This is a genomic window from Vibrio sp. QJM3NY_21 (assembly GCF_057785975.1).
Map to the genome: position 1 here is coordinate 699,509 of NZ_CM173513.1, position 11,476 is coordinate 710,984.

Here is an 11,476-nt window from a genome sequence, read left to right on the forward strand (position 1 = left end):
TGCTTATGGTGTGTTTTGAATCGCTAAGGTCAACGTATGTCGTTGGCCTTTTTTATATTCATTTCTTCAATATAACACCAGGCATTAAAAAGGTTATTGGGTATCCATTAGTCAATAATCGATAAGGTATTGCTCTGCAAAGTCATCGGTTTGTCATTGAAAAACTCATAGCGTTAACGTTATGTGAGAACCTGTGCTGGTAGGGGAACTCTTCGCCGAAACGCCAGTATTATTAGTGAACTGATCACAACGGACCAACTAATGAAAAAGATACCTTTGGCTCTAACTCTTCTAAGTACGCTACTTTTTTCACAATATGCTTTGGCTACTGATACTTCACCGACCACGCAAAACCCTACTTACGAACTCGATGGTAAGGCGGTATTAGGCCGTACTGAGAATGTGTACCTATCGAGCGTTCAAGGGCTAAAAGACGTTCCTTTCATTGGTAAAATCGATACTGGTGCAGAAACCACCTCTATGCACGCTGAAGACATTCATGTGAAAAGCAAGAATGCCGACTATAAAAACCTCAAAGACAAAGAGTTGATGGCGGCGTTAACCGAAGACCTGTTGAATAGTTCCGATGTTGATTACGATGATTGGAATGGCAGTACCTTTGCGAAATATGAAGCTGTGGTGTCTTTTAAAGTTCAAAACCCGCGCACGGGAGATATGGTATTAATCGAAGCGCCTTTAGAGCGTGTCAGCATGATACGCAGCCGCACCAGCAGCACGCCTTTACTTCGTCCTACCGTAAAAATGTCGCTTACCATTGCAGACCAAGAGCTAAAAACAGACGTTAACCTGACTGACAGAAGCCACTTCTCTGCGCCAGTATTGATCGGCAAAACCTTCCTTGCGGATAACGCACTGGTGTTTGCAGGTTACGACTATTTACAAGAGCAAGAGAACGCAACAGTGGTTGGCCGAAAAGAGGTGGTGTCTATCTCTGGAATGGCGATGAACGCGACCTTCTCATTAAAAAATCGCTACAGCATCCTTCATGCAAAAGACATCGATGTAGATAAGAAGAACAGTGAAGTGACGTTTGATATGGTCGACAACGACGGCAAGCAAAAAGAAATGACGCTGCCATTAGTTCGTATGTTGAGCGTGAGTGGTAAGAAAAGACCTTTGGTGTATGTGCCGGTTCAACTCGATGAAAACACAACTAAAGACGTTCTGGTGTACCTACGTGAGCGCTCGAGTAGTGAGTCGCAGTTGAGATTTGGTACCAGTACCGCCAGTGAACTTTTCATGATTGATACCAATGCAGAAAATATTCTTTCTGAAGGTTCAGAAAGCTTTAGTGATGTCGCTAAAAAGAGTGAACCTTTGGTTATTTCTCCAGAAGAGGACATCACCCTTGATGACTTCCCACTCAAGGCCGTTGCCTCTTTCACTGTCAACACGCCTCTGTTGAAGGTCGACAGTTTTGAAATGACAGGTAAAGGCAAAGATGCCTACGTTGAATTTTACCTTACGGATGTAAACGGTGAGAAGCAGAAGGTGACCAAGCCAATTATTAAGAAGCTTAAAGTCGGTGATGATACTCGTCCGGTAGTGAGTGGTGAGTTTGCGGTCTCTGGAAACGTTCGTACGCAAGAGTTTGCCATCGATGTGCTCAATACGAATGAGAAAGAAGCGTACTTTATTTTAGGCAAGAAGATGGCAAAAGACGGTGTGTATGTGAACACTCGCTCTGACTATCTTTTGAAAGCTGAGCCTTTGTTTAAAGTTGGGCACATTGAAGTTGTTGAAGTGAACGGCATGAAGTTCCCAGCCAAGTTGGATACTGGCGCGGATGTAAGCTCAATGAATGCAGTCAACATCAAACGATTTAAGAAAGACGGCCAAGACATGGTGAGTTTTACCTATCAAAACAACCAAGGCGATAAGCAAGATTTCACCAAGCCAGTGATTGATGTTATGCGCATCAAAGCCAAGAAAGGCGAGAAGGTGAACATTCGCCCTGTCGTTGAAATGAAGGTGAAGTTGGGTGACTTAGAGAAAGAGGTGAGGGTAAACCTTCAAGATCGCTCTCGCTTTGAATACAGCATGATCTTAGGTAAGAACTTCTTAAAGCACGGCGCAGTAGTGAGTAGCGATGAAGATTACTTGTTGGGTGATATGGATTAACACCTAAACTTATTTAAGTTCGTTCTAGAACAGTTTTAGACAGCCACACATTTCAGTATTGGGATGTGTGGTTTTTTATTGAGAGCCTAAACGGCTAACCATCAATGCCTTGTGAACAAGTTAAAAAAAGCGGCTCCTTAGAGAGCCGCATATTACTTAGTCATCACCTAAATAATCATCATTATTTGGGTTATGTGCATCAGACCAATCATCCATATCAGCATCGTTGTTTGGGTTGTTGATATCTGACCATACATCGAGCTCGTCTTGAGACATATCACTTGAGTTTGGCATATTATTTCTTCCCTTGTTGATTAGGGTTTAGTTGTTTACCGCGGTTGCCTTTGTTCTGATCATGCTGACGGTTAGTGCCGCTTGTTCCCTTGTTGGCATTAGGGATGTTTGCTGCATTGTCTGCTGGTGTGATTTTCTTAGCCATTGTCAATTTCCTTGTTTAATAACTAGCCTTGCGGATTTGTTTAATGATTCGCTCAAATCCTTGCCTAGTTGTGATTGCTTTGGGATAAAGCCCATCAGGAGCAACACGCCAAACAAACCGGAACCCTCTACCCAACTTAAACCTAATATAGGTCGGACAAGAGCGGATCTTCTTACCCCCTAAATTTGGGTATAAAGCTCCAGCTCGGAGTTGGGCTTCAATACTGAAAGCTCGCTCTGCATAGCATGGAGGAAGTTGAGATTGGAATGTATCAATAAGCTGTTTAGTTGAAGTCATTCTTGCTCTCCCTGATGAACTGATAGCAAGAATGATTGAGTGCACTGCACTCGCAACAACTAATTTAATAAATTATTTAATAGGTCATCGAACTCGACGGCTTCGAGGTATTTCTGCTTGATAAGGGTTTGGTATTGAGCCAGCGCAGGAGTTGTATTTCCTAGAGAGCATGCTGCAAGGTAGGCTTTTTCTATATCCTGATTGAAAAAGTGCATGATCATTGATTCACCTTGTGTCAGCAAGGCGCTTTGAGCCAATAGAGCCTGCATTACACTGGTTACGCCATTGAGAGAAAGTTGCGGTAACTCTTGAAAAGGTTTTGGTAACTTTTCCTTACTCAGGTCGATGTGTTCTGATTTTAATTTTACGATCAGCTCTGACAGCGCAGTTGTTTGAATGCCAACTGCGAGAATAGATTGTCTACCCATGACGACTGTTTCTAAAAAGTCCGCCGCTTCTATGCGTTTTTTAGAATGAGAAAAGATCTCTTTGACTCGTTTACTATCAGCAAAGAACCCTTGTAGCAAAACGGCATTATGGAGTTTGGTTAGGCTATTACTTGCAATGAGCAAGTTGTTCTTTGTTGAGCCCAGCGCCATAGGCTCTTTTTTAACCTCAAAGAAACCTTTGCTTCTTACTAGTGGGTACACCAAATCTTTGAATGATTTATGTTCGGCTAACTTTATGTTAAATAGCTTCTTAATTGCATCAGGCGTTGAGATGTAGCTATCGGTTGAGGTGTAGCTATCGTTAGATTTCACACGATAGCTCCAATAGTTTTCGCTCTGGCAACGGCTTATCTTTTAATGACTCGCGTGCAATAAACTGTGCTCGCTCATACCAATCTGAACGGCAGCCATATTCGGACTTTTCATATTGGTCAATCACTCCCAAGCAGTATCCTGCACGTAAACTTTCTGATAGCGATGTGGTTTGTGCCGCTAACAATCGTTTCGAACTTTTGGAGTCATAAATATTGATAAGTTCAACACAGCTATCGACCAGAGAGAGTTTTTTAGCATTGGAAACCATTGGTAAGATCGCTAGTGCAATAGCAAGCATGGCGTGTTTTTTATTGAGCATTTGTTACCTCAGCGTCCGTTTGTGCTTGTTTAGTATCGTTGTCGTTATTTGGGGTTTCTAATGGGGTGTCTGAGCCTGGGTTTAGAATCAGATCCTGGCTTGGAACTGCAATATACAAGCACAGTAATATAATGCTGAAAGAAAAGATTTGGTCGTAACTTTGCTCTAGCAATAACAGGTTTTTAAAGTGCTCGGTACCTTCGAATAGGTCAATAAAAACAATCGTACTGGCACAAAGTAACGCAGCCGTAACGAATTTTCCGTGCCATAAAAACGGGGTGCTAATGATATGCCACCAGCGAAGTGAGGTTTGTTTTGTATATACCCAATAGCGTTTTAGCAACACAAGAAATGAGATAAAAAAGATAATCTCGATGGTTGATACATCAGAGAATCCATCTTGATATTCAAAAATATTGAGTAATTCAAAACTGATGACTGCAATACTCATACTGACGAGGAAAATGTAAATTAACGCTTTTAAAATAAATCCTAGCAAGCGACTTAATGTCCAATCAGCCTGCTGTAAATAGTGTTTTAAAGAGGGCGTAGCCAATTTGGGCTTCGGGGTATCGTTGTTGATAGTGCTCTGCTCATGATTTGTTTACGTAATAGATATTTTACATACATCACGGATGTTTAATTGCATAAAAAATAGATATTAATATGAAATGTTATGCAAATCATGGATTGCATCGATGATTTGTTGTGTTTGCACTCTTTCATTGCCCCACCAGCCCTACGACAATGCGAGAGTATGTGTCAGGTGAGTCATTGCCATACTTAGGGCGGAATTATCGCTTAAAAGTGCTTAAAGGCGACTTAAAGCCTACAAAACTACTTAATGGACGTATTACGGTCACCGTTACCGACCCATCCACACAAACGCACTATATTCGCCGATCTTTAACGAATTGGTATAAGCAGCCATGCTGATAAGAAGATTCGAGAGAAGGTAAGGCGTTACGAATCGTTGGTGGGCGTTGAAACGGGAGTTGTTCGTACTAAAGAGTTTAAGAGTAGATGGGGCAGTTGTACCCCTTACGGTGATTTAGAATTTAACTGGGTGATTGTCATGGCTCCCAACAGGGTTGTTGATTACGTAGTGGTGCATGAGCTTTGTCATCTAATCCACCATGACCATTCGCCACAGTTCTGGAAAGAAGTTGAACGAGTCATGCCCGACTATAAAGAGCATAAAGAGTGGCTTAGAGGAAATGCACTAAATCTAATCATATAGTGCGTACGTTCACTAATGTAAAAAGACATCCTCAAATGAGACATAAAAAAAGGGCCAACTCTTTCGAGTTGGCCCTTTCCAAACGTTTGGTGGAGCTGGCGGGAGTTGAACCCGCGTCCAAAAATCATTCATCATTGGTACTACATGCTTAGTCGATCTTTAATTTCACCAGCAACCTGCGAACCGACACGCTAGTTAAAGGCTAACCTGAATTGTTATTCGCGCTTTTCCTCTCAGGTGGGAGAATCCGCGCTAGCTAGTTTGGGTTTGATCTCTTATTGGTCCCCGTCTTACGAGCGGAAGCTAGGGTAAGAGAGCTCTGAGCAGGTTATTAAGCTGCTAGTGCGTAGTTTTCGTCGTTTGCGACTATTTTTTTGCGGCTTTTAACGTGGCCAACCGCCCCACGGCATGCACCTCAGACTTCAAAATTCCTGTCGAATCCTAAATCAGCCCCAAGTGTTATTTGCATAGTACCAGAAAAGCTTTGCCTGTCTAGCACTGTGCGTTTAAGTGCTTAAAATTAACGCAAATTACTCTTCATAATTCGTGCTTTATCTCTCGCCCAATCTTTTTCTTTCATATCAGTACGTTTATCGTGCAGCTTTTTACCTTTCGCTACGCCAACTTTAATCTTCGCCCAAGAGCGAGACCAGTAAAGTGCGGTAGCGACAAGTGTCATGCCTTCACGATTAATACGACCGATAAGGTTATCGAGTTCTTTTCTCGACATTAGTAGTTTACGGATGCGTGTTGGGTTCGCCACGATATGAGTACTCGCTTGAGTTAGCGGAGTGATCGTCATACCACTGATGAATGCTTCGCCATCTCGGATGTAGACGTAGCTTTCTGCGATATTGGTTTTGCCTTCACGTAGGGATTTTACTTCCCAGCCTTGTAGCTCAAGCCCCGCTTCTATCTCATCATCGATGAAATATTCGTGGCGAGCTTTCTTATTAAGCGCAATGGTATTACTACCGGCTTTTGATTTTGATTTATTCTTTGCCATAATGGCCTCATTATACGGATTGCACCCTAGTTGGGGAATCCTTTTTATTTGCGCTCTGGCCCAATACAATTAAAATTGCAGTTTGTGTTAATGTAACGCTGTCTTTAACAGGAGTCTATATGCCAAAGGTTACTCGTTCAGCATTAGTGTCGTTTAGTGCCGACCAGATGTTCAGCTTGGTCAATGATGTTGCTCGTTATCATGAGTTTTTGCCAGGGTGTTCTGGTTCACGTGTGATCGAATCTTCAGATTCAACTATGGTGGCTTCGGTTGATGTCTCTAAAGCGGGTATCAGCAAAACATTCACTACCTCTAACCGTTTAGCTGATGGTGCTGAGATCTTGATGGAGCTGGTGGACGGTCCGTTCAAAAAGCTGCAGGGCGGTTGGTATTTTACTCCACTCGATGAGCAAGCGTGTAAAGTTGAACTTAAGTTGGAGTTTGAATTCTCTAGTCGAATGATTGAAATGGCATTTGGTAAGGTTTTCAATGAGCTGACGAGCAATATGGTCAGTGCTTTTACTCAACGTGCGAAACAGGTTTATTAAGCCATGACTATTGAATCGGATATGATCCACGTAGAGGTTGTGTTTGCGCTTCCGCACGAGCAGCGTGTGTTTACCTTGGTGGTGAACAAAAACGCGACTGTGGAAGAGATTATTGCGCAGTCTGGTGTTTTGGAACTGTACCCAGAAATCGACTTAGCGAAAAATAAGGTTGGCGTATTCAGCCGCAACGTTAAACTAGATGCGACGGTTCGTGATAAAGACCGTATCGAAATCTACCGAGCACTGTTAGCTGATCCAAAAGAGATTCGCCGTAAGCGTGCTGAGCAAGCGAAAGCAGCAGCTGCTAAATCGTAATGCTAAACAAGTTCGACTAAGAAGAGAGCTCGCTATATTGGCGAGCTTTTTTGTGCCTGTTGGTTAGACAACGCAGCTAACTTGTTAGCAGATGTTAAAAAGCCTGCTCGTGTTAGCAGGCTTTTGCGATTATTGCTTTGTCGACCGATAGCTTTGTCGACTGATAGCTTTGTCGACGGGAAAGCTTCGTTGGTTGAAAGCTAGCGAAGGCTTTCGAAGAACTCATCACTGGCTTCAAAATCACCGTTGATCGTTACTAGAGTGCCTGTGGCATCAAAGTTAACGACTAGGTTTTTCTGAATAGGGTCTTCATGGCCTTTTTGGTGGTGGTAAATGTAATACCACGTATCTGGGTAGCCGTTTTCGATAAGCATTGGTGAGCCCATAACGTAACGAACTTGTGTTTTTGTCATGCCAAACTTGAGCTGATCGACAGCTTCTTGTTCAACATAGTTACCCTGATTGATGTCAATTCGATAAACCAACTTCTCTAGTAGAGAGCAACCGGTCAACATTGTTAGTGCAAGTGGAACTGCAACTAACCACTTTTTAATTCGCATAGTTTGAGATCTTTCTTCGCTAAAATACTGCCTGATAATAAACAAGCTCCAGCAAGAAGTAAAAAGCTCCTTGCGCTTTGAGCTTGTTATGACTGGCAATTTTGAATTAAGTTGCAAAATTGCCAAGAATTTTCGGTAAATTATCAGAAAGTTGCCGAATATGTAACCTATGCTGCGATTAATAACTCTTTTGCGTTGGCCAGTGTCGATTCGGTAATCTGGCTGCCACCAAGCAGTCGAGCAAGCTCTGAAACGCGTTGTTGCTCATCAAGCGTGTGCATTTGAGTCTCAGTTTTACCTGATTTCGTGTTCTTCGCTACAAACAGCTGTTGGTGACCGCAACCGGCAACTTGAGGTAAGTGAGTCACACACATTACCTGCGTAGATTCACCCAGTTTACGTAGCATTTTTCCGACAACCGCAGCGGTTGGTCCACTGATACCCACATCCACTTCATCGAAAATCAGGCTTGGTGTATCCACTTTTTGCGCTGTGATCACCTGAATCGCCAGTGAGATTCGTGATAACTCACCACCAGAGGCCACCTTAGCAATTGGCTGCATTGGTTGGCCTGGGTTAGTCGAAACAATGAAGGTCACGTTATCCATACCCAATGGAGAAGGGTGTGTGTTGGTGTTGTTCACTTCAATGGCAAACTGCGCTTTTTCCATGCTCAGTTCGTGCATGCTTTGCGTGATCAGTTTGTTGAGCTCTTTTGCATAACGAGTTCGAGATTTATGAAGCTTCTCTGACTTAGCAACGAACGATTGGTATTGGTTTTCTACCTCGTTTGCTAAGTCTTCGAGTTTTTCATCCGAGCAATCAAGTGCTTCAACCTGTTGTAATAAGTCTTGATGGTGCTTGTAAAGCTCTTCTGGTAACACGTGGTGCTTACGAGACATCGACATCACTTTAGAGAAACGCTCTTCAACGTAAGCCATACGACCCGGATCGACATCAATGCTGTCTAGGTAGGTTCTTAATTCGTTATTGGTCTCTTCAATCTGAATAATGGCTTCAGACAGTAAGCTCGGCAATTCAGCCAATCTTTCATCAAGCTCAGCTAACTGAATTAGGGAGTTATTGGCCGATTGCAGAATACCAAGCGCATTAACTTCTTCGCCTTCATAAATAAGCTCGATAGCTTGCTGACAGGTTGTGGCCAATTCTCCGCTATTGGAGAGGCGCTTATGCTCTTGTTCGAGGTCTTCATATTCTTCCTCCCCAATAGACAGCTCGTTTAACTCTTTGATTTGGTATTCAAGAAGTTGTTTTTGAGCTTGGTTTTGCTGGCTATTTTCACGTAACTCTTTTAAGTGGTTATCGGCTTGTCGCCATGATTGGTAAGCGTTACGTGTCGACTTCAATAGGTTCAAGTGACCTGCGTATTGATCAAGCATGGCCATTTGGTAATCGCTTTTCATCAACTGATGGTGCGCATGTTGACCGTGAATGTTGATCAACAGCTGCCCAAGCGATTTCAATTGTGAAAGAGGGACAGGACTGCCGTTAATGAATGCGCGAGAGCGACCTTCTTTTGAGATGGTTCTGCGCAAGATGCATTCACTGCCATCAAGCAATTCGTTGTCTTCTAACCAGCGGGTAGCGTGTAGATTGTTCTCAAGTAAAAAAGCAGCACTGACTTCGGTTTTTTCTTCACCTTGTCGAACCATTCCCGCATCTGATCTTCCTCCAAGACATAAGCCTAAAGCATCGATAGCGATAGATTTACCTGCACCCGTTTCACCGGTGATTGTTGTCATGCCTTTAGAGAGTTCTAGCTGTAAAGACTTAACAATAGCGAAATTATTAACACTTAGATGAGCCAGCATTTTTATTTACCTGTATAACTGAACAATACTGTATATAAGCTCAGTATATACTGTTTCTTTATACAGTAAAGTCGACAGGTGAAAATTTTTTGTGACCGTTATCAGAATTGAGTGCGTCCGTAGATCACTGAAACCACTATGGATTCCCAACTCAGTCGTTCCTCCCTCTTGGGAATGACGGTATAAGGAATTGCAGAGAAGCTAGAGCCGACGGGCTTTTTACTGGCAATAAAAAAGGCTGACGCATGTCGTCAGCCTTTCAAATTTTTGGTTGCCACTGGAGCGTTTATTCTTTTAGAACAGCTTACTCGACCAGCCTAGTTTGTTACGTAGAACATGGTAGTAGTTGTAGTCTTTAGGATGGATCAGCTTAAGTACATTCGGGCTTTGGTAAATGTGGATCTCATCGCCAGGAGAAACCGGTAGCGAGATTTGGCCATCGCAGCTGACTTCCTGAGTACCGCGGTTATCAGGCGATACGATCAGCTTGATTCGACGCTTGCCATCCACCACCAGTGGGCGGCTTGAAAGGGTGTGCGGGAACATTGGCACTAGTGAGATAGCATTTAGGCTTGATGACAGGATAGGGCCGCCGCCAGAAAGCGAATAAGCGGTAGAACCTGTCGGTGTTGAGACGATCAAGCCATCAGAACGCTGTGAGAAGGCGAAGCTGTTATCGATATACACCTCAAACTCGATCATGTGCGCGACTTGACCTGGGTGAAGTACGGCTTCATTGAGTGCCGCGTTGTGGCTTTTTATTTGGCCGTGACGATGTATCTCTGTTTCGAGTAGGAATCGCTCTTCTTCCATAAACTCACCTTTAAGTACATCGGTGAGTGAGGTTTGGAAGTTTTCAGGGTTCAGGTCTGTCAGAAAACCTAAATTGCCTCGGTTAACACCGATGACTGAAATGTCGAAACGCGACAAAATACGAGCGGCACCGAGCATATTTCCATCACCACCCACTACAATCGCGAGATCGGCACGTTTACCTAATTCAATCAGGCTAGAAAAATGTTCTTGTGGGATATCGTCCAAAATGCTGGAGAGCCTATCATCAACAAACACTTGATAACCCTCAGTACTTAACCACTGATAGAGCTCTCTATGAGTCTGAATTGCTTGCTGATCTCGAGGTTTACCAATAATTGCGATGACTTCAAATGGCTTTTTCATAACGTTTCCAAACGAATTAGGCTTGAATCAAAATTCTTCATCCCCATAATAAAGGCAAGTTGAACGTCTATGCGAGTGTTTTATATCAATTTGAGGCGCAAACACGCCTGTCACTGGCATTGAAAACGAATTCTGGAGATATCATGAGCAACGAAGAAAACAAAGTAACCGAAGAAGAACTAGATCAGATCATTGCTGAAGCTGAGAAAGTTGAAGAAGCTGAACTGAATGAAGACGCGGCTGATGAGCAGGAATCAAAAATTGCTCAACTAGAAGCCGCACTGCTTTCTAGTGAGTCTAAAGTGAAAGAGCAGCAAGATTCTGTTCTTCGCGCAAAGGCTGAAGTTGAGAATATGCGTCGTCGTACTGAGCAAGAAGTGGATAAAGCACGTAAATACGCGCTAAACAAATTCGCTGAAGGCCTACTACCTGTTATCGATAACCTAGAGCGTGCAGTACAAGCTGCAGATGCTGAGAACGAAGCGGTTAAGCCGATTCTTGAAGGTGTTGAGCTAACTCACAAAACGTTCGTAGATACAGTGGCTAAATTTGGTCTTACCGAGATCAACCCTGAAGGTGAAGCATTCAACCCTGAATTCCACCAAGCAATGTCGATTCAAGAAAGCCCAGACCACGAGTCAAACACTGTGATGTTTGTTATGCAGAAAGGCTACGAGCTTAACGGCCGTGTTATTCGCCCTGCAATGGTAATGGTTGCTAAGTAATTGAGTAGCCGATTGCTAAGCAGTTGATTATTGCAGTTGTGAAGTAAGACAATAGCGGCGACAAAACAATTCACTGGTTAACATGAAATGAAAAGAGAGGCATATGCCTC

General features: G+C 43.2%; 16 protein-coding genes and 1 other RNA gene. 6 read left to right on the forward strand and 11 right to left on the reverse strand.

The features are described from left to right. The first annotated feature begins 261 nt into the window (after window positions 1–261). Entirely contained in the window at window positions 262–2,142 is a 1,881-nt protein-coding gene (locus AC3CID_RS03090; protein ID WP_488526930.1) for an ATP-dependent zinc protease family protein, read from the forward strand. Window positions 2,143–2,298: 156 nt separating this feature from the next. On the opposite strand, the gene AC3CID_RS03095 is transcribed toward AC3CID_RS03090, so the two are convergent. Genes AC3CID_RS03095 through AC3CID_RS03120 form a run of 6 tightly spaced genes read right to left on the reverse strand, consistent with a single transcriptional unit; the run spans window position 2,299 to window position 4,412 of the window. Next, on the reverse strand, window positions 2,299–2,436 hold the full coding sequence (locus AC3CID_RS03095) for a hypothetical protein (protein WP_165689832.1): 138 nt from the start codon (window positions 2,434–2,436) through the stop codon (window positions 2,299–2,301). Between the two features lies 1 nt (window position 2,437). Further along, window positions 2,438–2,581 carry a hypothetical protein gene (locus tag AC3CID_RS03100; RefSeq protein ID WP_170964600.1) on the reverse strand — a complete coding sequence of 48 codons (144 nt, stop codon included), beginning with the start codon at window positions 2,579–2,581 and terminating at the stop codon, window positions 2,438–2,440. Between the two features lie 15 nt (window positions 2,582–2,596). Then, window positions 2,597–2,878 (reverse strand): ParE family toxin-like protein, encoded by a 282-nt coding sequence (locus AC3CID_RS03105; protein ID WP_065682674.1) that lies wholly within the window; start codon window positions 2,876–2,878, stop codon window positions 2,597–2,599. A 59-nt stretch (window positions 2,879–2,937) separates the two neighbouring features. After that, complete coding sequence (locus AC3CID_RS03110) at window positions 2,938–3,639, reverse strand: hypothetical protein (protein WP_146457565.1); 702 nt, start codon at window positions 3,637–3,639, stop codon at window positions 2,938–2,940. Next, window positions 3,629–3,961: a hypothetical protein gene (locus tag AC3CID_RS03115; protein ID WP_054542203.1), complete on the reverse strand. Its 333-nt coding sequence runs from the start codon at window positions 3,959–3,961 to the stop codon at window positions 3,629–3,631. Before AC3CID_RS03115 ends, AC3CID_RS03110 begins: the two co-directional genes overlap by 11 nt. Beyond that, complete coding sequence (locus AC3CID_RS03120) at window positions 3,951–4,412, reverse strand: hypothetical protein (RefSeq protein ID WP_146457563.1); 462 nt, start codon at window positions 4,410–4,412, stop codon at window positions 3,951–3,953. The genes AC3CID_RS03115 and AC3CID_RS03120 overlap by 11 nt, the downstream gene beginning before the upstream one ends. A gap of 296 nt (window positions 4,413–4,708) precedes the next feature. Between AC3CID_RS03120 and AC3CID_RS03125 the strand changes: the two genes are divergently transcribed. Continuing rightward, the gene (locus AC3CID_RS03125; protein ID WP_488527270.1) at window positions 4,709–4,897 is read left to right on the forward strand and encodes a YgjP-like metallopeptidase domain-containing protein; all 189 of its coding nucleotides are present in this window, start codon (window positions 4,709–4,711) and stop codon (window positions 4,895–4,897) included. Between the two features lie 40 nt (window positions 4,898–4,937). Continuing rightward, on the forward strand, window positions 4,938–5,201 hold the full coding sequence (locus tag AC3CID_RS03130; protein WP_261383280.1) for a M48 metallopeptidase family protein: 264 nt from the start codon (window positions 4,938–4,940) through the stop codon (window positions 5,199–5,201). An 87-nt stretch (window positions 5,202–5,288) separates the two neighbouring features. Here the strand turns inward: AC3CID_RS03130 and ssrA are convergent. Beyond that, window positions 5,289–5,655, reverse strand: a transfer-messenger RNA (tmRNA) gene (gene ssrA, locus AC3CID_RS03135). A 66-nt stretch (window positions 5,656–5,721) separates the two neighbouring features. Beyond that, the gene (gene smpB, locus AC3CID_RS03140) at window positions 5,722–6,207 is read right to left on the reverse strand and encodes an SsrA-binding protein SmpB (protein WP_004735156.1); all 486 of its coding nucleotides are present in this window, start codon (window positions 6,205–6,207) and stop codon (window positions 5,722–5,724) included. Window positions 6,208–6,326: 119 nt separating this feature from the next. Here smpB and AC3CID_RS03145 point away from each other — a divergent pair, with 119 nt between their 5' ends. Next, window positions 6,327–6,755, forward strand: coding sequence for an SRPBCC family protein (locus AC3CID_RS03145; RefSeq protein ID WP_004735157.1), 429 nt, complete (start codon window positions 6,327–6,329; stop codon window positions 6,753–6,755). A gap of 3 nt (window positions 6,756–6,758) precedes the next feature. Then, window positions 6,759–7,070: an RnfH family protein gene (locus AC3CID_RS03150; protein ID WP_004735158.1), complete on the forward strand. Its 312-nt coding sequence runs from the start codon at window positions 6,759–6,761 to the stop codon at window positions 7,068–7,070. Window positions 7,071–7,270: 200 nt separating this feature from the next. Here AC3CID_RS03150 and bamE read toward each other — a convergent pair whose 3' ends face one another. The 3 genes from bamE to nadK form a co-directional block, all read right to left on the reverse strand. Beyond that, entirely contained in the window at window positions 7,271–7,630 is a 360-nt protein-coding gene (gene bamE / locus AC3CID_RS03155; protein ID WP_004735159.1) for an outer membrane protein assembly factor BamE, read from the reverse strand. 167 nt (window positions 7,631–7,797) lie between these two features. Then, window positions 7,798–9,462: a DNA repair protein RecN gene (gene recN, locus AC3CID_RS03160; RefSeq protein ID WP_102492459.1), complete on the reverse strand. Its 1,665-nt coding sequence runs from the start codon at window positions 9,460–9,462 to the stop codon at window positions 7,798–7,800. A 294-nt stretch (window positions 9,463–9,756) separates the two neighbouring features. Continuing rightward, on the reverse strand, window positions 9,757–10,641 hold the full coding sequence (gene nadK / locus AC3CID_RS03165) for an NAD(+) kinase (protein WP_017084432.1): 885 nt from the start codon (window positions 10,639–10,641) through the stop codon (window positions 9,757–9,759). Between the two features lie 143 nt (window positions 10,642–10,784). On the opposite strand from nadK, the gene grpE reads away from it, so the two are divergent. Continuing rightward, a complete protein-coding gene (grpE, locus tag AC3CID_RS03170) occupies window positions 10,785–11,366 on the forward strand; it encodes a nucleotide exchange factor GrpE (RefSeq protein WP_017059864.1) in 582 nt (193 codons plus the stop codon). Window positions 11,367–11,476 lie beyond the last annotated feature (110 nt).